The organism is Marinobacterium rhizophilum DSM 18822 (assembly GCF_000378045.1).
Taxonomy (GTDB): domain Bacteria; phylum Pseudomonadota; class Gammaproteobacteria; order Pseudomonadales; family Balneatricaceae; genus Marinobacterium_A; species Marinobacterium_A rhizophilum.
Map to the genome: position 1 here is coordinate 190,042 of NZ_KB899096.1, position 23,453 is coordinate 213,494.

Annotated in this window: 16 protein-coding genes; 6 read left to right on the forward strand and 10 right to left on the reverse strand. The window is 56.2% G+C overall.

Translation table 11 applies throughout. The features are described 5' to 3' along the window. Positions 1-44: 44 nt before the first annotated feature. From F451_RS0110980 to F451_RS0111025, 9 genes are all read right to left on the reverse strand, one after another. Positions 45-1,163, reverse strand: a complete 1,119-nt coding sequence (locus tag F451_RS0110980; RefSeq protein ID WP_020681415.1) for an ABC transporter ATP-binding protein — start codon at positions 1,161-1,163, stop codon at positions 45-47. 24 nt (positions 1,164-1,187) lie between these two features. After that, positions 1,188-2,060: a carbohydrate ABC transporter permease gene (locus tag F451_RS0110985; RefSeq protein ID WP_020681416.1), complete on the reverse strand. Its 873-nt coding sequence runs from the start codon at positions 2,058-2,060 to the stop codon at positions 1,188-1,190. After that, positions 2,053-2,988 carry a carbohydrate ABC transporter permease gene (locus tag F451_RS0110990; protein ID WP_156826447.1) on the reverse strand — a complete coding sequence of 312 codons (936 nt, stop codon included), beginning with the start codon at positions 2,986-2,988 and terminating at the stop codon, positions 2,053-2,055. Before F451_RS0110990 ends, F451_RS0110985 begins: the two co-directional genes overlap by 8 nt. Positions 2,989-3,062: 74 nt before the next feature. Next, entirely contained in the window at positions 3,063-4,310 is a 1,248-nt protein-coding gene (locus F451_RS0110995) for an ABC transporter substrate-binding protein (RefSeq protein ID WP_020681418.1), read from the reverse strand. A gap of 248 nt (positions 4,311-4,558) precedes the next feature. Further along, the gene (locus F451_RS0111000; RefSeq protein ID WP_169434495.1) at positions 4,559-5,050 is read right to left on the reverse strand and encodes a type VI secretion system tube protein Hcp; all 492 of its coding nucleotides are present in this window, start codon (positions 5,048-5,050) and stop codon (positions 4,559-4,561) included. 353 nt (positions 5,051-5,403) lie between these two features. Then, positions 5,404-6,546: a mechanosensitive ion channel family protein gene (locus tag F451_RS0111005; protein ID WP_156826448.1), complete on the reverse strand. Its 1,143-nt coding sequence runs from the start codon at positions 6,544-6,546 to the stop codon at positions 5,404-5,406. A 442-nt stretch (positions 6,547-6,988) separates the two neighbouring features. Continuing rightward, positions 6,989-8,437, reverse strand: coding sequence for an ATP-binding protein (locus F451_RS0111015; protein WP_020681422.1), 1,449 nt, complete (start codon positions 8,435-8,437; stop codon positions 6,989-6,991). 188 nt (positions 8,438-8,625) lie between these two features. Then, complete coding sequence (locus F451_RS0111020; protein WP_020681423.1) at positions 8,626-9,369, reverse strand: response regulator; 744 nt, start codon at positions 9,367-9,369, stop codon at positions 8,626-8,628. 25 nt (positions 9,370-9,394) lie between these two features. Next, a complete protein-coding gene (locus F451_RS0111025) occupies positions 9,395-10,255 on the reverse strand; it encodes a MurR/RpiR family transcriptional regulator (RefSeq protein WP_020681424.1) in 861 nt (286 codons plus the stop codon). 224 nt (positions 10,256-10,479) lie between these two features. Here F451_RS0111025 and zwf point away from each other — a divergent pair, with 224 nt between their 5' ends. From zwf to F451_RS26735, 5 genes are all read left to right on the forward strand, one after another. Beyond that, positions 10,480-11,949, forward strand: coding sequence for a glucose-6-phosphate dehydrogenase (gene zwf, locus F451_RS0111030; protein ID WP_020681425.1), 1,470 nt, complete (start codon positions 10,480-10,482; stop codon positions 11,947-11,949). Further along, positions 11,936-12,652: a 6-phosphogluconolactonase gene (gene pgl, locus F451_RS0111035; protein WP_020681426.1), complete on the forward strand. Its 717-nt coding sequence runs from the start codon at positions 11,936-11,938 to the stop codon at positions 12,650-12,652. Before zwf ends, pgl begins: the two co-directional genes overlap by 14 nt. Before the next feature lie 28 nt (positions 12,653-12,680). After that, complete coding sequence (locus F451_RS0111040; protein WP_026291685.1) at positions 12,681-13,340, forward strand: bifunctional 4-hydroxy-2-oxoglutarate aldolase/2-dehydro-3-deoxy-phosphogluconate aldolase; 660 nt, start codon at positions 12,681-12,683, stop codon at positions 13,338-13,340. A gap of 427 nt (positions 13,341-13,767) precedes the next feature. Beyond that, the gene (locus tag F451_RS25395) at positions 13,768-14,769 is read left to right on the forward strand and encodes an ABC transporter substrate-binding protein (protein ID WP_020681429.1); all 1,002 of its coding nucleotides are present in this window, start codon (positions 13,768-13,770) and stop codon (positions 14,767-14,769) included. A 23-nt stretch (positions 14,770-14,792) separates the two neighbouring features. Next, positions 14,793-17,618, forward strand: a complete 2,826-nt coding sequence (locus F451_RS26735) for an EAL domain-containing protein (protein WP_020681430.1) — start codon at positions 14,793-14,795, stop codon at positions 17,616-17,618. A gap of 94 nt (positions 17,619-17,712) precedes the next feature. Here F451_RS26735 and F451_RS0111060 read toward each other — a convergent pair whose 3' ends face one another. Next, positions 17,713-21,144 carry an adenylate/guanylate cyclase domain-containing protein gene (locus F451_RS0111060; protein ID WP_040879684.1) on the reverse strand — a complete coding sequence of 1,144 codons (3,432 nt, stop codon included), beginning with the start codon at positions 21,142-21,144 and terminating at the stop codon, positions 17,713-17,715. A gap of 525 nt (positions 21,145-21,669) precedes the next feature. Between F451_RS0111060 and F451_RS0111065 the strand changes: the two genes are divergently transcribed. Then, on the forward strand, positions 21,670-23,445 hold the full coding sequence (locus tag F451_RS0111065; protein ID WP_040879739.1) for an ABC transporter substrate-binding protein: 1,776 nt from the start codon (positions 21,670-21,672) through the stop codon (positions 23,443-23,445). Positions 23,446-23,453 lie beyond the last annotated feature (8 nt).

Below are 23,453 nucleotides of genomic sequence, written 5' to 3' on the forward strand. Positions count from 1 at the left end.
GTTTAAGACTTTTACCTGCTCGCCATCAAGGACTACCTGGCGCTTCAACCGCGGTCAATGCGCTCCTCGGTCTGCGGATCGAAAAAGACCACCTTGGCCATATCAAACATCAGCGACACGACTTCACCGACCGGCGTACTGTAGCCCGGATTGATGCGGCAGTTGATTTCGACGCCATTCAACTCCGTCACCAGCATGGTGTCAGCCCCGGTGGGCTCGGTCACCAGTACCTGCATAGGCACGTGTCGCACCATGACCTCGTCGGCCTTGTGCGGTACCGGATCGGTGATCATCTCCGGGCGCACGCCCAGGATCACCTGCTTGCCAACATAGCCGCCAAGGCGACCGGCGTTGGGCACCGGCAGCCAGGACGGGTTGCCATTGCCGTCGGTGACCTCGACGCCGATACCGTTGTCGCCGGCCACCAGCGTACAGGGTACGAAGTTCATGGCGGGCGAGCCCATGAAGCCGGCTACAAACTTGTTCACCGGATTGTCGTAGATCTCCTGGGGCGTTCCCAGTTGCAGCAATTCACCACCGCGCATCACGGCAATGCGATCCGCCAGGGTCATGGCTTCGATCTGGTCGTGGGTTACATAGACGATGGTGGTACCCAGACGCTGGTGCAGCTTCTTGATTTCGGTACGCATCTCGACACGCAACTTGGCATCAAGGTTGGACAGCGGCTCATCAAACAGATACAGCTTGGGACGCCGCGCCAGTGCACGCCCCATGGCGACACGCTGACGCTGCCCACCGGACAGCTGGCCGGGTTTGCGGTCCAGCAGCGGCTCGATCTGCAACAGACTGGAGACACGCTGCACTTCCTGCTCGCGTTCGGCCTTGGGTACCTTGCGGATCTCCAGACCAAAGGCGATGTTTTCGCGTACCGACATGTTGGGGTACAGCGCATAGGACTGGAACACCATGGCGATATCACGATCCTTGGGTGCCGCCTGGGTGATGTCGGCATCGCCGATCAGGATGCGTCCGCCGGTCACGTCCTCGAGCCCGGCAATGCTGTTCATGAGGGTTGACTTGCCGCAGCCCGAAGGCCCCACCAGGATCAGGAACTCACCTTTTTCAATGGCAATGTTGATGCCCTTGAGAACCTGAGTCTGACCGTAGGACTTGGTAACGTTGTCGATGGTTAAACTAGCCATGAGAATAAGCCTCTTATTGTTCTATCAGCCTTTGACGGCACCGGCGGTCAGACCGCGTACAAAATATTTTCCGGCCAGCACATAGACCAGCAGGGTCGGCAAGGCAGCGATCAGGGCCGCGGCCATATCCACGTTGTATTCCTTGCCGCCAAAACTCGTGTTGACCAGGTTGTTCAGTGCCACGGTCACCGGCTGGGTCTGGGCGCCGGAGAACACCACACCGAACAGGAAGTCGTTCCAGATCTGGGTAAACTGCCAGATGACGCAGACCACAATGATCGGCGTCGACAGCGGCAGCACCACGCGACGGAAGATGAAGAAGAACCCGGCGCCATCAAGACGCGCCGCCGCAATCAGCTCTTTCGGCAAACCGACATAAAAGTTACGGAAAAACAAGGTAGTAAACGCAATACCGTAAGTAATGTGTACCAATACAAGGCCCGTCACGGTATTCGCCAGGCCCAGCAGGGCCAGCATCCGCGCCATGGGCAGCAGGATAACCTGGAACGGAATAAAGCAGCCCACCAGCATGGCACCGAAGAGGATTTCGCTACCGCGAAACTTCCACAGCGACAGCACATAGCCATTGAGCGCACCCACCAGAGTTGAGATCAGCACCGCCGGAATAACGATTCTGAATGAGTTGGCGAAAAATGGCGCTATCCCGTCGCAGGTGCTGCCGGTACAGGCGCCGCTCCAGGCCTTGCTCCAGGCATCGAAATTGATACCGCCCGGCAGCGACAGCAGGGTGCCGCTGCGAATTTCTTCCACATCCTTGAGCGACGTGAGCAACATGACCCACAGTGGCAACAGGTAGACCAGTGCGGCCACACCCAGCAGGACATAGAGACCATAGCGCAGCAGTTGCTGATTCAGGGTTTTCTGAGGCTTAACCATTTTTCTTGCTCCTCAGTTCGGAATACAGGTAAGGCACGAGAATGGCCAGTACACCGCCGAGCATGAGCATGGCACTGGCAGCGCCGAGCCCCATCTGGCCGCGGGTGAAGGCGTGCTGGTACATGAAGATTGCCGGCAGGTCGGATGAATAGCCTGGACCGCCGCCGGTAAGCGCGGCCACCAGGTCGAAACTCTTGATGGCAATGTGCGAGAGAATCACAAAGGCACTGAAAAACACCGGCTTCAGACTCGGCAGAATGATGCGGCGGTAGATCATGGGCATACTTGCGCCATCGAGTTGAGCTGCCTTGATCATCTCCTGGTCCACGCCGCGAAGGCCCGCCAGAAAGAGCGCCATAACGAAGCCGGAAGATTGCCAGACAGCCGCAATCACCAGGCAATACACCACCATGTCGGGATTGACGAGCCAGTCAAAGGTGAAGCTTTCGAAACCCCAGTCTCGAATGGTTTTCTGCAGACCCAGGCCCGGGTTTAGCAGCCATTTCCAGGCGGTACCGGTGACAATAAAGGAGATCGCCATGGGGTACAGGTAGATGGTTCGTAATGCGCCTTCGGCGCGGATCTTCTGGTCCAGCAGGATGGCCATCAGCACACCCAGCACCAGACACACCAGAATAAACAAACCGCCGAAGATAATCAGGTTTTCAACTGAAACACCCCAGCGATCGTTCTCCATCAGCTTGCTGTATTGTGCGGTGCCAATGAATTTCCACGACGGCAGGATGCGGGAGCTGGTGAAGGACAGCAGCCCGGTCCAGATCATGTAGCCGTAAACGGCCACCAGCGTAATGATGACGGTCGGTGCCAGTACCAGCTTGGGCAGCTGGGCCGCAAGACGATCCTGGAAGCTGAGCGCAACCGGTCGCACCAACCCGGTTTCGGGCAGTGGCAGGGCTTTCTCGTTCATAAGGGGGTACCAATAGAGGGTGGCTGAATGCGAGCCCAGATCCACAGGTTGCATGGATCAGGGCTCGCCACCTGTCACAGCGTCGCTTTTACCGCGCGAGCCAGTTTGTCAGCGGCTTCTTCAGCGCCCATATCACTGGAGTTGAAGTAGTTGGTCACGACATCATAGATAGCGCCCTGCACGCGGGAGCTGGTGGACATGCCGTGGGCCATGCTCGGCACCAGGGTGCCCTTCTCGGCACTGACGGTAAAGGCATCCATGGAGTCATGGGCACAGCTGTCAAACGGCGTACGGTCCATTTCCTGACGGGCCGGAATTGAGCCCTTGTTCAGGTTAAAGGTTTCCTGGAACTTGGGTTCCATGACCATTTTGGCGAGATCTTTCTGTGCCTGCTGACGGTCGTCTTCAGACTGGGTAAACATCGCCAGGCTGTCGATGTTGAACGTGAACATGTCCGCCGTTCCCGGCGCCGGCATGCACACATAGTCGGTGCCCGGTGTCTTGCCTGCGGCGGTGAATTCACCCTTGGCCCAGTCACCCATGATCTGCATGGCCGCCTGACCGTTAATCACCATCGAGGTCGCAACGTTCCAGTCACGGCCACTGGAATCAGCATCGATCAGTTCACGCAAATTTTTGAAGGTAGTCAGCACCTTGACCATGGTTTCACCCTTGAGGGTGGCATCGTCATGCTCAACAAAGGCCTTGCGGTAGAAATCGGCACCCTCTGCCAGGGCAATCGCTTCAAAGGTAGTAGCGTCCTGCCAGGCCTGGCCGCCATGTGCCAGCGGAATAATGCCCGCAGCCTTGAGTTTGGGGCCAACCTCGATCATCTGCTCCCAGGTCGTGGGGATTTCAGCACCGGCTTTCTTGAACGCCTCGGGATTGGCCCAGAGCCAGTTGACCCGGTGCACGTTGACCGGCACTGCCACATAGTGACCGTCATACTTCATGACATCACTGACCACCGTGGGCAGCAATGAGTCCCATTTCCCTTCGGTAGCAACATCATCCAGCGAGGTCAGAAAACCCAGTTCACCCCACTCCTGGATATCCAGACCCTTGATCTGGGCTGCGGAAGGCGGATTGCCGGAGATGGCACGGGATTTCAACACGGTCATGGCCGACTCGCCACCCCCGCCGGCAACGGCAAAGTCCGTCCAGGTATGACCGGCAGCTTCCATTTCCTGCTTCAGTACATTGACAGCGGCTGCTTCACCACCGGATGTCCAATAGTGCAGCACTTCCACCTCACCTGCAGAGGCAGTGGCACAGGCGACGGACAGCGCGATACCGGTAAGACAGGTCTTCAGAGTCTTCATATTTTCATCCTGTATTATTGTTATCCCCGGGGGCTGTTGCAGCCCTGAACCGGATGTATGTAAATTAACAAAGCGCTGACAGGAAAGGGGTAACCTTACGCAAGGAATTGCAACAAAGTGTAACAATGGCCGATACAGGGGATTGCGAGCCGCGCGTGATCTCGCCTACCCGAAGCGCAGCACTGCGAATCGGGACCGGCGCACCGCGGCCCGAAAACAATTTACGCACGTTCATCCGCGCAAGAATGTCATTTTTTCAGTTTGCCGCAGGGTACAGCGAACTCATCCGGTGTATCCGGGCTGAAAATAAGTGCACCGGTATCCAGCGAAATACTTTCAGACACACGACCGTCATCGCTCGCGGCGTCCAGCGATATGGACGAAATCTTTGCAGGCGACAGCTTAACATTGAAGGTTTCAACCAGTTCATCCGGTTCATCCGGATTGCCTGCTTGTAAATTAACGATCTCGATTTCATTGAACAGCGTGCCGGAGCTCGCTGCAGCGATCAGCAGCAAACTGGCGGAGTCCTGCAGTTTCGATATCGCAACCTCTTCGCAGTCGCCTTCGTTGACCACCGCCTGCACACTTTCGATAACGATCCAGTCGGTATAACCTTCGACCTGAGAGTCTCCGGGAATGTTCTTGATAAACATGAGTTGCATTGCCTGAGTGGCGGGGCTCATGGCCAAGGCCGCCGAAAGCGCCAGGGTTAGGCCTGCGCTTGTGAATGTGCTCATTTTCATGTTTCACCTTCATGCTGAACATTAAAGGTTCACACTCAACTCGGCCGCCCGCTCACATCCAACCGAGCGGGGATCATACTGCCGACACTCCAGGTCGTGATAAGGATTCATTGTGTGCAACCACGGTTGAGGGGCCAGTCGCTCGGCTCCGCGATAGACCATCGCGCCAGATCACCGCGCGATGCTCAGCCCCGAATAGCTGCATCCTTACATGCTGATAGCAGTATAGCCAGAACATTGCCGCACCCTGACAGCCACGCCCGAGCACAGCGAAAGGCTTGGTGTACAGCGCACGGTGCCCTGCCGATTTACGTCATGCCGGCAATGGAAATATCAGTAAAACAGGATCAAGTACTACTTGCAGGCCATTGTTTTATATAAACATCTTGTTTGGCGTAAGGAATTTCAATATTGTGCTCTGCAAACAACTTGTAAATCGAAACATTCAGGTCGTGAGAAATACGACCCCGGTCCTGTGGATGCCTTATCCAGCACATCAGATTAAAATCCAGGCTCGATGCGCCAAAGCCGCGCAACCGGACCCTCGGTTCAGGCGACTCGCAGACTTCAGGGTGCTCCATACCTGCTTTCAACAGCAGTTCACCCACCTGATCGACATCGGAACCATAAGCAACCCCGACCACAATCCGAATCCTGACATTCTGTGGCCCGCCACTCTCATTGATTATCTTTGCGTTGGCGATCACCCCATTGGGTATGGTGATTTCCACATCATCGCGAGTCAGTAACCGGGTACTGCGCAAGCCGATGGCGCACACCTTGCCCCGCTCTCCCGTATCAAGATTGATGTAATCACCTATCTTGTAGGGCGCATCGGCGACAATAAAAAAGCCGGAAAACAGATTTGCCAGTGTATCCTTGGCCGCAAAGCCCACAGCAAGGCCGGCGATACCGGCGGACGCAAGCCATCCGACCGGATTGATGCCCCATATCAGCAGCAGAATGTAACTGCCAATCATGATGATGACCAGCTTGCTGGTCAGATCAAACAACGGAACCGTTTTGCTGTCGACAAGCTTGAATCGGCTTTCTCTGCTCAGCGCCTCCAGCAGCAATGTTGAAATCTTGATCGCAGCGGTCATCCAGCTGGTGGTGATAAGCGAAAAAAGCACGTTGACCAGAACATTGCCCAAACGAATATTCAGCACCGTAACCGCGAGCGACAAGCCAAAGAAAAACACCGTTATAAATACAGGTCTGTGCAGGTATTGCAGCGCTCTGTCGTCAACGGGTGACCGGGACAAGCCAATGACCTGTCCGATGATCTTGGTGAGCAGAGAGCGAAAACAAACCCCCAGCACATAAAAAGCCAGGGCAATGAGCAAGGAGCCCAGAAAGGGATGTTGCGATACCAGCTGCCAGGCCGGGAGCACTGAATCAGGCAAAAATTTGTTTAGCTCCAGTAGCAGGTCGCTCAGCGCCATGTCGGGCACTTCCGTTTGCGTTTGTGCCGTAGCCTCATTCGCCATGCTGCGATCTCTTAAATGGTGAGGGTGCTTGTGTGTTTTAGCAGGCTGTTGAAAAACTACCTGCGTTGCTATTGCGGCGTTAAAAATCGGCTCACAGGCTTTGCTTGAACGCACTTTAGTGCGGCCCCGAAGGGGTGAGCGAAGCGAATAATTCGGTCATTTATACTTCATAAACTCCCTCATTTCGCCGATTTTTGCCCGGGCGGCGCACCGCTTGCGCTAGCTGCCTCGCTAACGCTTTCCAATAACCTGTTAGGTTGTGTTTAAAAATGGGTCTTAAACCGATGTCGGGCCTGCCGGTCGGCGCTCTGTCGAACATCTCGAACGGATTCTACCGCAGTACTGAACGCAAAACGAAGGCGACCGAAGCAGGACGCGCTCGCTGGACCGGCCAGCAAAAAAATGCCGGCCGATATGCACAGCGGCATTGATCAGACCGACGTTAGCGCGGCAAGGTCAGACGTACCACGAGCCCTGCGCCCTCTCGATTGGCAAGCGTGATATCACCGCCATGGGCACGGGCAATATTGCGCGCGATCGACAGGCCAAGCCCCATTCCAGGGTGAGCCGACTGGCTGCCAGCCAAGCGTGTGTATGGCGCGAACACCCGCTCCAGCTGAGCCGCCGGAATCCCCGGCCCGCGGTCGCTGACCGTTATCTCCAGCCCCTTGCTGTCATCCTGAATATTGATCTCAGCGCGTCCGCCATAATAGAGCGCATTATCCACCAGGTTACCCAGACAGCGGCGCAGCGCCAGCGGCTTGCCGAGAAAAGGTTCCCGCTGCTCGCCCGTGACAGTGACCACTTTCCCGGCAAGCGCTGCGCCATCACGCATGTAACAGAGCATTCGCTGCAGGTCCACTTCCACCCGGTTCTCATGGATATCGGTTTCCTTCACGCTTTGCAGGGCGCCTTTGACGAGCATGTCGAGATCCTCGAGGTCGCGGCAAAAGGCATCGCGTTCGGCATCGTCATCCAGCAGTTCGGCGCGAAGACGCAGACGCGTAATGGGTGTTTTAAGGTCATGGGAAATGGACGCGAACAGCCTTTCGCGGTCATCCAGGTAACGCTGGATTCGCAGCTGCATGGCATTGAAGGCCCGGGCCGTCGTTTCAAGTTCACGACTCCCCGTTTCTGGCAGGGCACGGGCCTCTCCCCGCCCAAAGCTTTCCGCAGCTTCTGCCAGACGCCGTAGCGGCCGGGTAAGCGATCGCACGATCCAGACCCCAAAGAGCAGCATGACGGCAAGGGAAATCAGCAGTGAGAGCAAACGCTCTCTGGACAGCGGCGTGTTTGATTCCAGGAAATCGGGATCAGGCATCAGTGTCGCCAGGTACAACCACTGCTCGGGGGCAATAGGCACCTGGATCACCAGAATGGGTGCTTCGCTTTTACCGAGCAACAGGCTTTGACTGCCCCAGCGATCAGGCAGGTCAAGCAGCAAAATATCATTCTTGATGACATGCAGGTCGGAGGGGCGTGAAAAAGCAACTTTAAGCCCGTCGTTAATGCCTAGCTGAGCGGCCAGCACATCACGAAACTGCTGTACAACCTTGTCTTTGAGTGGTGACTCGGGCAGGTCGTTAATCTCAATTTCTTCGTGGTTGAGGGTCACGAAAAATCGCGTTCCACCCATGTCACGCAACTGATCGAGAACCACGTGACGGTATGAGATCGGCAGCTCAGTAAAAAACTGCACGGTGGCCGCCACTCGAAAGGCCATGTGGCGCGACATTTCCTGAACATTGCGCTCGGTATCAGCCCGCCACTGAGTCAACCAGATCGCACTGGACACAACCTGCGCCAGAAGCACCCCCAAACCCAGCACCAGCAGGATTCGACTCGACGCCGAACGCGGCCAGCGACGCAGAGCACCAACCAGCGAAATCATGCTGCGACGCCCTGATCGGACAGACCATTAATAGGTAAAGCAGCCATACTCTTCGACTCGACATAACAGCGAACGCAATCGACTACGGCATATCACCGGCAGTGGTGTCATGCTGTGCCTTGCACTGATACACAGTGCACGAATCTGGCCTGCGAGGGCTTTAACATCGCCGCCACAGCTCCAAGCGGCTATCGACATATCGATGTATGACTGGCTTCGACAGTCGCCGCCAGCACATAACCCTGGCCGCGCACGGTCTTGATCAGTTGGGGTGAGCGCGCATCATCCTGCAGCCGCTGCCGCAACCGGCTGATCTGTACGTCGATAAACCGATCCATCGGCAGGTTATCACGGCCACGGGTCTGTTCGGCGATAAGATCTCGACTCAGCACCTCGCCGGCATGCTCAACCAGCAAACGCAACAGATCATACTCAGCCCCCGACAGCGTCAAAGACTCGCCACTGGAGGTACAGAGCGCACGCGCAGCAGAATCCAGCTCAAACCCTGCAAAGTGAAGATAGCGCGCCGCCAGCGGGGGCTCTGGCGCCGGCTCCTGTACACTGCTGCGCCGCAGTATGGCCTTGATGCGCGCCAGCAGTTCCCGCGGATTGAAAGGCTTGGCCAGATAATCATCCGCGCCGATTTCCAATCCTACGATACGGTCCATTTCATCGGAATTTGCCGTCAGCATGATGACCGGCACCTTTGAGAAGGTGCGCAGCTTGCGACAGATTTCGAAACCGTCATCCCCTGGCAACATGATATCCAGCACCACCAACGCAGCAGATGCACCCGCCTGCAACTCGTGCAACAGGCTTTCGCCATCGGCTGCTGTTCTTACCTCGAACTGGTTGCGCTCCAGGTAACTTTGCAGCAGGGAACGGATCTCGGCATCGTCGTCAACAACATATATCGGTTTGTTATGGGACATTTTTTATTAGGTAAACCGGTTTCTTTTAGTCCTGCGGATACCGTGTGGGTAACAGGCTATCCTTGATCTTTTTCAGATAGCGCTGGAAATCCACACCACGGCGCAAGGTCACGCCCGTAGCCAGCACATCCAGCAAGGTCAGCTGGATGATGCGCGACGTCATGGGCATATAGATGTCGGTGTCTTCATAGCTGCGCACTGAGAGCAACAGTGTGCACTCCGCCGCCAGCTGTGAATGCTCGCTGGTAATGCCGATTACGGTGGCGCCGCTTTCCCGTGCGAGCCGGGCAATATCAACCAGCTCGCGGGTGCGCCCCGTATAGGAGATAACCACTACCACATCGCCCGTATTGGCGCCTGCCGCAACCATACGCTGCATCAGTACATCATCGTAGGCCATCACCGGGATATTGAGCCGGAAGAACTTGTGCTGTGCATCCATCGCAACGGGGCCCGATGCGCCAAGGCCAAAGAAAGATACCTGTTTGGCCTGGCTTAAATAGTCCACCGCCCGAGTGACCAGGGCCGAATCAAAACCCTGCCGGGCATTGTCGAGCGCGGCGATGGTCGAGGAAAAAATTTTGTCGGTATAGTCTTCGGTTGAGTCGTCCTGCTCTACACTGCGAGATACATATGGCATCCCGACGGCCAGACTCTGGGCGAGCTGGATCTTGAAATCCGGGTAGCCACGATTATCAAAACCACGGCAGAAGCGATTGACCGTCGGCTCACTGACGCCCGATGCCTGGGCCAGGGCGGTGATGCTTAGCCGGGTCGCCGTTTGAGGGTCGCGCAGAATCACCGTCGCCACCTTGTGTTCAGACTTGTTAAGGCTGTCGAGGCGCTGGCGAATCTGCTCGAGAAGATTAACACTGTTCGTGTTCATGACAGACTCTATAAGTTGGTAAATTATCTACATTTTGTTCAGACCCCCACTATAACGTCACCTGCGTAGCCTGCCAACCTTGCAAAACGGGTATCAGAGGTGTTGTGAAGCTATCGAATGGGCGCAATTTTGGTAAGTTTTACAAAATAACTTATTGACTCACCATTTTAGCCTCGATAGGATCACCACATATTCGTTGAATAACTACAAACAGGTCGAGACACATGTCTATTCCCGACACTCCCTGCGACATTCTGTTCTTTGGTGCGCTGGGAGATTTAACCCAGCGCAAGCTCCTCCCTGCGCTCTATCAGCTGGACCGCGCAGGCCTGCTGCACGCAGATACCCGTATCATCGGCCTGGCGCGCGGTTCCGAGCCTGCGGCAAGCAAAGCGACCAGCGAGGAAAACCTGCGCCGCTTCGTGTCCGAAAAGGACCTGGACGCTGCTACGCTGTCTGCCTTCCTCGGCAAATTGCAGTTTCTCAATTTCGATTTCGGCGCCGCTGAAGGCTATACCAGCCTGAAAAGCCTGCTTGATGAAAAATCCGGCCGCGCCCGGGTGTTCTACTATTCTACGGCCGCATCCATATACGGCATGATCAGCAAGAACCTGCATGAAAGCGGATGCCTTGATAGCGAATGCCGCGTCGTGCTGGAAAAGCCCATCGGCCACAGTCTTGAATCATCTCACCAGGTTAACGCGGACGTCGCCGAGTTTTTCGCCGAATCGCAGATCTACCGTATCGACCATTATCTGGGTAAAGAAACGGTACAGAACCTGATTGCATTGCGGTTTGCCAACAACCTGTTCGGCACCCAGTGGAATCAGAATCACATTTCCCATGTTGAAATCACCGTGGCCGAGAAGGTCGGGATTGAGGGACGCTGGGGATATTTTGACAAATACGGCCAGCTGCGCGACATGGTGCAGAACCACCTGCTGCAATTGCTTTGCCTCGTAGCGATGGATCCTCCGTCGGACCTGACGGCGGACGCTATTCGTGATGAAAAGGTAAAGGTGCTGCGCAACCTGCGCCCCATCACCGACGACATCAAGGACAGCCATGTCATCCGTGGTCAGTACACCGCAGGCGAAGTCGACGGCAAAGCCGTACCCGGTTACCTTGAAGAACCTGATGCCAACGTCAGCAGCAATACCGAATCCTTCGTAGCCATCAAGGCTGAAGTACGCAATTGGCGCTGGGCCGGTGTTCCGTTCTACCTGCGCACCGGCAAGCGTCTGCCGGAAAAACTCTCGCAGATCACCATACATTTCAAACAGCAGCCGCATTATATTTTCGACCCGGAGCAACACGCCCTGGCCGAAAATATGCTGACCATCAAACTGCAGCCCGACGAGGGCATCTCACTGCACATCGCCACCAAGGACCAGGGGCTGGGCAAGGGCATGCAGCTGCGCCAGGCACCGTTGCAGGTAAGCTTCGCCAAGGCGTTCGACATGGATCGCGTACCCGATGCCTACGAGCGCCTGTTGCTGGAAGTCATCCAGGGCAACCAGTACCTGTTCGTGCGGCGCGATGAAATTGAACACGCCTGGACCTGGTGCGACCAGATTCTGGCCAACTGGAGTGAGAGTGGCAACCCGCTGCCCTACCCCGCGGGCAGCTGGGGGCCGGAAGCGGCCAACGCCTTGATGAACAACGACGGCAGGAAGTGGCATGAACAAAAGTGATATCGCCACGCTGTTGCCAGAGCATGTAAAGCTGCTGCGCTTCGATACGCCCGAGCAACTGACGCAGACCCTGGCCGAGCATATCAGCCAGAGCCTGACCCAGGCTGTCGAAGAGCGTGGAGAAGCCGCCATTGCCTTGTCGGGCGGACGTACGCCGCTACCGCTGTTTCAGCGCCTGAGCGAGACACCCCTGCCCTGGTCCTCAGTCAGCATTACGCTGGCAGATGATCGCTGGCTGCCGACCGATCAGGCCGACAGCAATGCAGGCCTGATAGAGCGCCACCTGCTGCAGCACGAAGCGCAGCAGGCGCGCTTTATAAGCCTCTGGCAGCCAGGCAAAACGGCACTGGAAGCGGAGTCCGACTGCGCCGAACGCCTGGCCGCACTGCCCGCACTGCTGGACATGGTCGTGCTTGGCATGGGCAACGATGGCCACACGGCCTCACTGTTCCCCTGTGCCAGCGAACTGCAGCACGCGCTTGAAACCGAGATGCCCTGCGCTGCCGTGACGCCAACCAGCGCTCCCCATGCACGCATGACGCTGAGCGCCAGGCGATTGCTGGCAAGCCGCGAACGCATTCTCCACCTCAAAGGTGCCGACAAGCTCGAAACCTTGCACAACGCGTTACTGGACGACGACATCCGCATCATGCCGATACGGTTATTCCTGCGCCAGCCCCTGACCATCTACTGGAGCCCTTGAGGCCAGTCGCCGAATTACAGGATCAAAGATGACTCACACGATGCTTTCTCCCTCGATTACCGAACAGATTGATGCCATTTGCGCGCTGGCACCCGTTATTCCAGTGCTGACCTTCAACTCCGTTGAAGAAGCGCTGCCCATTGCCGAAGCCCTGATTGAAGGCGGCCTGCCGGTACTGGAAATTACGCTGCGCACAGAAGCCGCGCTGGAATCAATCCGGGTCCTGGCTCAGCGTCTGCCCGAGGCCAAGATCGGTGCCGGCACCATTGCAACGCCAGCCCAATACCAGGCGGCCTGCGATGCCGGTGCCACCTTCATAGTGACGCCAGGCTCCACCTGCGAGATCCTCGACAAGGGTGTTAGCAGTAACATCCCGCTGCTGCCCGGTATTCAGACTGTGTCCGAGATGATGGAAGGCCTGCAGCGCGGCTACAAGCGCTTCAAGTTTTTCCCCGCCACCGTGGCCGGCGGCACTCCGGCACTCAAGGCTTACTCAGGCCCCTTCCCCGATGTGCGCTTTTGCCCGACGGGGGGTATTCGCCTGGAGACGGCGCCGGAATTCCTTTCACTGGCTAACGTCATGTGCGTGGGCGGCTCCTGGCTGACCCCGGCTGACCTCGTCGCCAAAGGCGACTGGAAAGGCATTCGCGATATTGCCAGGGATACCGTTTCCCGCCTGCGTGGCTAAAACGACCGACATATTAAGCAGGCGATGAAGCAGGCCGTCCTGGCCCGCTCCATCGTCGCCCTTGAAAATCAGGCGCTATTGTATGAATTGGCCGTTGCGCAATGGTGGAGTGTCCTGCGCCACTGGATTAAACCGGTGCTGACAACGTAAATTGCGATCGGATTAATCACGCAACCACGTCATTAATAAGGCGCCGTGCGCATTTTAGCTGCCCGGCGCCTTTTTCTATTCTGCATTCGCAGCATATAACTGCTCCCACTGTTAATGTCGCGGCGAAGCGCACTATTCAAGCCACGCGGGATCAACTATGCTTTTGCGATGCTCACGGAGCGCAGCACGATGCAGCGATGGGGTCTTTCGCTATCGTCCGAAGAAACAGAACTAGAACGAATCTCCCCAAACCGTGGCAACAGGATGTAACCACGCAATGAAGATAAACAGTGACGCCCTGGTCGCCACAAGTCTGCTCGCTTTGAGTCTGCTCTGCCTTGTAATTGCCGTGGGTTTTCTGTCCCGTCCGGTTGAATTGCCCCAGTTATCCATCGCCGTGTCCCGTACGCCACTTTCGGCGCCGATATATATCGCTGCCGCACGGGGTTACTTTCGCGATCAGGGCGTGGATATTGATTTGCACGAAGTCATTGGTGGCAATCGCAGCTACGACCTGATGGCCGAGGGCGGTGCAGATCTGGCCACCAGCTCCGAATCCGTGGTGATGTTTCACAGTTTTGATAACAGCAACTTTTCGGTCGTTGCGTCCTTTGTCTCATCCGACAACGATATAAAGCTCATCACCTCGGCAGACAGCACGCTGCGCTCCGCCTTTGACCTGACCAATGCCCGTATCGCCGTTACGGCCCGCTCATCCAGTGAGTATTTTTTACATAGCGTGGCATTGATGCACGGCATCGATACTGACACGCTGCAAATGCGCGAAACCCAGCCCGAACAGATGTCCCAGGCGCTGCTGGAAAACACCGACATTCAGGCCCTGTCACTCTGGGAGCCTTACGGCTATCAAGTCATGAAGGCACTGGGTGAAAAAGCCGTACTGATACCCACCAAAGGACTGCACACGACAAGCTTTAATCTGTTGGCACTGAATCAGACTATTGAAGCAAAACCCGAGGCTATACTGGCAACACTGCGGGCATTGGACCAGGCGGCTGACTTCATTCAGCGGGAACCCGGCAATGCCAAAGACATTATTCGGCACCAGCTTTCACTGGAGGCTGATTTCGTGGAATGGGTATGGGACGATTACAACTTTCGCCTCGGGCTTGGCCAGTCACTGCTCATCGCACTGGACAGCGCAGCACGCTGGGCGCAGACAAGCGGTGCAGTCGAACCACAGCCGCTGCCGGACTACCGCTCATTGCTTGATAACCGTTTCCTGCGTCAGGTAATCCCTGATGCGCAGGGTCTGTGAGCTTATCCAATAGGGACTAAGTCATGAAGGTCGGGACCCGTTTACTTCTGCTGTCGACGTTTTCCGCAGCCGTCGCGCTATCCGGCTGGTTTGTAAACCACTGGAGCGCAGCCAGGCTTGACGAGGCGATGACGCAGCTCGACTATGCCAACAAGGTGCAACGTGCCGTAACGAGCCTCACGACCCGCTTCGGTCTCTACCAGTCATTTCATGATCAGGATGCACTGAAAGACTGGAAAGAAGCCCACGAACGGCTCACCCGGACATTGTCGCAGAATGCTTCGATATCCGACCGCTATATCCAGAGTATCAGCCGTCAGAACACAACCCTGCAGGCCCTGACGCCACTCCTGGGTGAACACAATCATCAAAGCCCCGGGCAAATTCAGCTGACCTACCGCATCTATGCCAGCCTGCAGGAAATGACAGAAGACGCCATACCACTGGCAACCCAGGCTCAGCAACGCATTGCAGACACGACTGAACAAGGGCGCATGATGTCCCAGGGTCTGATGATTACACTCTCTCTCGTACTGACTCTGATTGCCTTTCAGATCGCCCACAACCTTCAAAGCCGGCTTGAACGCATCCGCACCCAGTTGCAACAGGTCGTCGCCGGCAACCTGTTTCTGTCGATCAACGATCAGCGTAATGATGAGCTGGGCGAGCTGGCGCGCGGCTTCGACAGCATGCTAAAACGCCTGCGCACCACCACATTTTCGGTCGACCAGCTCAACGACGAAGTCCACCGCCATACCGCCACTCTCAAGAATCAGCAGGAATACCTGCGTACGCTGATTGAGGCCGAGCCCGCCGGTGTCATCACCCTGGATGCAGATTCCAGGATTCTGAGTATCAACAATGCCGGCGCCAGGATTCTGCACACCCCGGTACAGCAGGCGCAGGGACAGTCATTTTGCGAGCACTTTGTCGCCTTGGAAGATCGCAGCGCGTTTGCCAACCTGGTGCAGTCCGCTTTTGCCGGCCACAGCAAAAATCTGCAATATCGTCTGCAACAGGAGACGGGGGACAAGGATATCTGGCTGCAAACGTATGCCGTGCCCTTCATCGATCAGCATGGCACGATCATCAGCATTATCACGGTGTCCCACGACATCACCGGCCGGGTACAGGAAGAACAGCACCTGCGCGAGGCACGGGAATTTTTGCAGAACGTGGTCGACAGCGTCCATGATGCCATGGTGGTACGGGACATCAATTTCAATATTCGACTGCTTAACCGCGCCGCACGAGACAGCGAGGCCCGACACCCCTGCAACCAGTTGCAGTACCCAGACACCTGCGCAGCACAGCACGACGGCGCCGCCCGGCGACTGTTGCGCGGCAGCGCGCGCGAGACCGAAATATTCACGTTTACCGATAGCAACGGTAATACCCGCCACATCCAGCTGGACGCCACTGCGCTGAACCTGCCGGACGGTACGCTCAATGGTGTAATCGAAATCTACCGCGATATCAGCGAAAATACCCGGCTACTGGAACAACTGCACGAAGAACAGGCCCGACTGCATCAACTGGCGCACCATGACCAGCTCACCGGGCTGCCCAATCGCACCCTCTTTCTTGATCGCCTGGAACAGGCGCGCCTGCAGGCACAACGCAACCGGGCTTCGTTTGCCCTGCTGTTTATCGATCTGGATCGTTTCAAGGAAATCAACGACACTCTGGGGCACCACGTCGGTGATGCCGTGCTGCGCGAAGTCAGCCGGCGCCTGAGCTGCGGCATCCGCGCCAGCGACACCCTGGCCCGCATGGGTGGCGACGAATTCACCATTATCATGTCACCACTGCCCGATAGCGACGACGCCGCAGTGCTGGCACAGAAGCTGATCGACTGTATCGCGCCACCCTACCTGCTCGGCGAACAACAGCTTTTCATGACCACCAGTATCGGCATCAGCATCTATCCCCAGGATGGAAACAGCGCGGACACCCTGATCAAGAACGCCGATGCCGCCATGTACAACGCCAAGGAAGATGGCAAGAATATCTTCCGACTTTATTCTGCCCAGCTCACCGAGCGCGCCAAGGAACACCTGGCTCAGGCGGCCGACCTGCGCAAGGCACTCGTCGATGACCAGATATGCGTCCATTACCAGGCCCGGTTTGATCTGGCGACCCTCGCCCCCATCGGTCTTGAAGCATTGGCGCGCTGGAATCACTCGACGCAGGGCCTGATACCCGCGGATCGATTCCTGCCGGTCGCCGAGGGCGGCAATCTCATTCAGCTGGTGGGTGACAGGGTCATCGAGCGGGTGGCACGTCAGGCGCGCCAGTGGCGCGATCAGGGAATTGACCCCGGGGTCATTGCCATCAACCTGTCAGAACGCCAGCTTCACAAGCAGGGCCTGATCGACTGGCTGTGCCAAACCCTCGACAACCATAACTGCGATCCGAGCTGGTTTGAGCTGGAGGTCAGCGAAGGCGCATTGATGGCCAACCCTGAGCAGGCGAACGCGCTGTTTGAAAAACTGCACAAACTGGGTTTTGAGCTGGCCATCGACAATTTTGGCAGTGCATTTTCCTCCCTGCCAAGCCTGCAACGCATGCCGCTTACCCGACTCATCATCGACCATGCCTTTACCCCTGGACGGCCCGGCTCCGAGCAGGGTCCGGGGGTTTGCAGTGCGGCCATTGCGCTGGCTAAAAGTCTGGACCTGAAGGTCTGCGCCCAGGGCATCGAAACGCCGGAACAGGCCCGCCTTCTGCTTCAGGCCGGTTGCACCGAAGTGCAGGGCTACCTGTACTGCCGGCCGCAACCCGTCGAAAGCATCACCGAACTGCTGAGACAACATAAGTCCTGCTACATACCGGCACTGCTGACTTAGGCAGTCGCAACTGCAGTGCACAGGCTCCTGACTCATCACACTGTCACGCCCGCCCACCGATATTGGGGTCCCGAGGTTGGCGTCAAGTCGACCGTTAGCTTGTATCTTTACCGCCATGCCGGTAGCCGGCTCCTGCTGCCAGTTCTGCCAGCAATACCCCGGAGGCTTGCAGATCCTCGGTATCCAGCCCTTCGTGAAACCAGCCGTGGACCCTGCTGAGCTTCTTTATCGCGGCTTCCTGCTCCCCCTGACATTGCCATGCCCGGCACAGGCTGATTGTGGCACGCAGCTCCAGAGACTTTGCGCCCTGCCCCCGGGCTACCCTGATCGCCCGGCGAAAACAGGCCTGGGCTTCACTCAGTGCATCCGCGCCGGAACGTGCCAGAAGTAATTCCCCACGCAATCGATGCAATTCGGCCTCATAGATCCGTGCTCCGGTGGCATCAATCGCATCCAAAGCCTCGAGCGACAAATCGAGAGCTTCCTCCACCTGTCCGGCTTTGCCCAGAGCTTCCACCAGCAAAGATAGAAAGTATGGCCGCCAGAGCATCGCCCCGGTCTCCTGATCAGCGATCAGGCCCAGGCGCATTTGTGCAATACCCTCCTCGCAGGCTCCTTGCTCGACCAGCGCCCACCCCCGTAACAACGTTCCCCACATGTTCCAGAGTGGAAATCCGTGCTCCGCCGACAACGCGATGGCAGCCTCCGCATGCTGCTGGGTTAGCCACGCCTCCCGGCGCAAAAAATGACACTCGGCCGCAAAAACCTCAGCCACCACCAGAACGATGGGATGGGTGAGCTCGCGCGCCAGGGCGAGCCCGGTGTCACATCGTTTCAGGGCCTGATCCGGATAACCCTGATACCAAAGAACCCAGGCCATGTAGAACGTGCTAAAAACGCCGGAATCCACGCCATAAAAATACACATGAGGTCGCTGAGGATGCGCAGCGTAAAGTGCCAGCGCATCTTCCAGATGCCCGCGTGCGGCTGTTAGTTCTCCCAGGTTGAATAAATTGGTCCCCAATGCCCGATGAGCCTCCAGCAGCAGCGCAGGTTCCCGCACTTCTCGGGCCAGCGTCAGCAGCTGCTCGCCGAGTTCTCTGGCAGTCTGCAGCCGGCCCCGAACGTGATAAAACGTTCGCAACCCCAGCAGAGCGGGAAACAGCTGTGGCGCGTTCCCCAGCTCTGGGCACAGCGCCAGAGCTCTGTTATAGGTACTTTCCACCTCGGGTGCAGCGTATCCCCGGGTGGCCATCAATGCCGGCCCGAGGGTAAGCAACAGACTCATCTCCAGATGGTCGCGTGCTTCATTTGCGGGCAAGCGATCAAGCATCGCCAGCGCCTTGTTGATATGATCAATCGCCTCGGCATTGGCATATCTTTGCACGGCCTGCTGGCCCGCAAGCTGCAGATACTCGATGGCTTTGTCTGTATTGCCGCTACGGCCATAGTGGTATGCGAGTTCAGCGTAGCGCTCCTCCAGCCGCCCTTCGAACAAGGCCTCAATGGCACGTGCCGTGCGTTCATGAAACATCCTGCGTCGTTCGTTTAGCAGCGAGTTGTAGGCCACTTCCTGTGTCAGCCCGTGCTTGAAGCAGTACTCAAGCTCTGGGAACGCCAGTTGCTGATCAATGAACTCACCAGACTGAAGCCGGGACAACAGACTCCGCAGCTCATCCCCGGGCAGATCGGTTACCATTTTCACAAGGCTCAACACGAACCCCCGGCCGATTACGGCCAGAATTTGCAACAGTTCCTTTTGTTCTGGATCCAGCCTGTCCATGCGCGCCGCCAATACGCCCTGCACCGTCATGGGCAGATCAAGGCTGGCTGGCGGCGTGTCCAGTCGGTAATGACCCCGCCTGCCTCGCAGCACCTGCTCCTCCACCAGGGTCTGAACCACTTCCTCAATGAAAAATGGATTGCCCTCGGTCCGATCCAGAATGAGACGCGCCAAGGCCTCGAGTTGAGGGCCATTACCCAGCAGTGTCGCAAGAAACTCGCCGGCCTCCAGCTGTGCCAGAGGCTCCAGATGAAGCTCCGAATAATAGCTTCGACGCCCCCAGTCATGCTGATATTCAGGTCGGTAATTTGTAAGCAGCAGGATGGCATTGGCGGCGATGAAATCGCCGAGAAAATCGAGGAAGCACTGGGTTTCACTGTCCAGCCATTGCAGATCCTCGAACAGCAGCACCAGTGGTTGCTCATGGCTTTCTCTTACCAGTACATTCTTGAGGGCTTCAAAGATCCGCAAACGCCGCGTTTGCGGGTCCATATACAGCAGGGGCGACGTCGCGGCGACGATCCCCAGCAGATAGCACAGATACGGCACGATACTTTCCTGCTCGAGACCCAGCGCAACGACCCTGGCCCTGACTTTCTCTTGCTGCCTGTTCTCATCATCCAGCGGAATAATCTGGCAGTAGTGCTTGATAAACCCAATCAGCGGCAGGTAGGCAAAAGCCTTGTGATGCGACACCGAAAACGTCTCAGACACTCGACAATCACCTTTTATCTGGCGTTTAAACTCATGGAAGAGCCGCGACTTTCCGACACCAGGCTCGCCCACCACGCCAATTATCTGCCCGTGCCCGGCGCTTGCTCGCGCCAGTGCCTGCTGCATGACCTCTAGTTCATGCTGACGGCCCACAAATCCGACCAAGCCTCGCCTGGCAGACATTTGAAACTTGGTCTGCAGGGACCCCACACCCAGCACTTCATAAATAGCCAAAGGTTCAGGCACACCCTTGACCCTGGTGGTGCCCAGTGCTTTCAGCTCAAAATAGCCCTCAGTCAATTTATGAGTATGTTCACTGATAATGATGGCGCCGGCCGGCGCTACCGTCTCCATGCGGGATGCTATATGGATCGACGCCCCTACGGGGTCATAATCGGTGTGCAGGTCCTGCGTGTGAATTGAACGCACAACCACCTCACCGGTGTGAACACCAATTCTAATCTGCAGAAGTACACCCTTTTTCTGGCGCATACTCTCGGCGTATTCGCGCATGGCCTCCTGCATCCGCAGCGCCGCGTAAAGCGCCCGTTGAGCATGATCCTCACAGGCAATGGGCGCGCCAAACAAGGCAAGTATGCCATCGCCCAGCGACTTGGCCACGTAACCTTCGTAGTGATGTACGGCCTCCATCATAAGATCAAGCACCGAGTCGATGAGACTGCGGGCGTCTTCTGCATCAATGTCATGAATCAGTGCGGTTGAATCTGCAAGGTCCGCAAAGAGCATGGTTATGGTCTTGCGCTCGCCCTCAGCCACTCCAGCCCGGGCAGTCAGAGCCTCTTGCTCGGCCCGAATGCGCTCGACGAGGTGTGGCGGAGTGTACTGAATGGGCGACCTGACAGGCAGTGCCGGTGCTCCAGCGAGGGACGCCCCGCATTCACTGCAATACTTGGCGCCGAACCTGGATTCGTAGCCGCAATGAGGACAGTGCGATTCCAGCCTGGTGCCGCATTCAGTACAGCACTTGGCCGACACCGGATTCTCGTATCCACAGCTTGAGCAGCGCATATATCCTCTTGAGGGGACCTGTTGAAAAATTGCCAGCCTTGGACGCCACGCACAGGGCCAGGGCCAGGGCCAGGGCCAGGATGCAGCCTTACGCAATCCAGGCCGAGATTAACCACTGGAGTTCGATCGCCTGCCAGATACGGCTGACAGCCGATGACGCTCTGCGTGATGAACCTGCATGTATAGCAGGTACTCTAATAATAGCAGTATAGAAAACTATTCCTGATCTTCACTCACCGACAGGTTCTATTATCCACCCGCCTCCGGTGTCACTGTTATGATAATGCGACTGCAACCCAACAAGATACTCAGACAACATTAATATCCAGGAGTAATTGAAATAGAATTTAAATTAATTTTAGCACACAGAGATCCAATCAATATAAATATAAAAATCCGTGAACATAACTACAAGGAAAAACCAATCATCATTGAATGATCATTAAAAACTACAGCCAAAATTCATCTTTCAATACTTTTAAACTTATGATAAAAATAGATCATCCACATGATGACAGAAAAATAATGAAGAACGAAGAAGACGAACAACACCCGGAGGGGCCGTATGACAAGCTGAGTCAAAGACCCTTTTCGAAGATATCAAATACCGAGTTTTCACGCTTCATTGATTTCATCGAGCAATTTGAGGATGAAACGGAAAAATCTCTGTCGATGCGCCCCGGATACCGGGAGATGCGCATGATGGTACACCTCATGCGCAACCATCTCGTTGGCCGCACAACGACGCCTACCTCACTCGCTGCTGCATCCGGTCTGTCGTATGGAACGGCCATGAGAGGTATCGACAGCATCATCGAACGCGGCCTTATCATTACCAGACCGAGAACAAAAACCGGCAAGAGCGTCTCACTCCACCCATCGCCAAAACTCATTAAAGAGTGGGAAAACTACGCCAACAAAATCAAGTCTACTCTGGGCCTGCTATTTGGCATGGATGTCAACTCGGATTCCGCAGGCCAGTATTTTTTCGGTGCCGCCTATTTGTCCGCCAGAATTATTCCACCTCCGACCGTTTTACCGGACAGGCTTTTATTAAAAGGCGGCCTGAAAGTCCTAATACATGCCGACCCCACTTTTATGGCGATGCATAACCTTAAACGTCAGCTGGAGTTGATATTTGGTCTTGATATTAAGAACAAAGCAAAATCCATAGACGGGTTACGTATGGAAATCATGCGCAATGCAAAACTGGAGACATCCCGCTACGATATAATCGCCTGTGATCTTCCATGGTTTGGCGAGCTCGCCTCAGAAGGTATGCTGTTACCGCTGGATACCCTGTTGGCGCAAGACCGGCATGACCTCTCGGACTTTCATCCGGAAGCTCTCGCAAGTGCACGGTATGAGGGTCAACAGTTTGGTATACCGGTTCAAACAACACCCGAGCTGCTCTGCTATCGCAAGGACCTTTTTGCAGAGGCTGGCCTGGCTCCCCCAACGACAACTGAAGCAACACTCGAAGCCGCGAAACGGTTGCATAACCCCTCAACCGGCCGCTATGGCATCGCATGGAATGCCGCCAGAGGTACACCACTGGGTCACTCGTTTGCGTTTATGATGGCCGCTTTCGGCCAGCCTATTATCAATCTGCGCAAGCTTGCGACCGGCTTCAGCTTTCAGCATGTTACGGGAGACGAATTTCGGCCCATGTTCCTGTCTGAGGCAGCTTTCCAGACGGCAGAATATATGCTTGAGCTATTAAAATATTCACCACCGAACATTCTCAAAATGTCTTGGTATGATCGCGCCAATTCATACGCCTCAGGAGAGACATCCATGGCGTACTGCGCCACTCTTCTTGCGCCGCTGTTTGAGCTGAACAAGGAGTCTGCTGCCTGGAACAATACCGGATACCTGCCTCATCCTACCGGACCCCACGGATACCCAATAGCCCCGGTTGGTGGGTATGCGCTGGCCATTCCGGCAAACCTGGCCAAAGACAGAATAGATGCGGCATGGACAGCATTGCGCTATCTGACGTCAGCGAGCCTGACCAAGCTTTATATTCTGAACGGCAGCCTTGTCAGCCCAAGATTCAGCGTGAGCAATGATCCCGAAGTTTCAGCGATCTCACCGCTAATCGCCACAGTGGACAAAATGGCAAGAGAAGATATATTGCAGACTTGGCCTCGCCCCCCGGTGCCCGAAATAACCGAAGTCATTGCGATTGCCGGCGAAGAGATTCACGACATCCTGATTGAGAAGAAATCGATCAAACAGGCGCTCACAGCCGCCCAAAAAAGGGCCGATGCGCTGATGCAAAGCAGAGGACACTACTAAGGAACCTG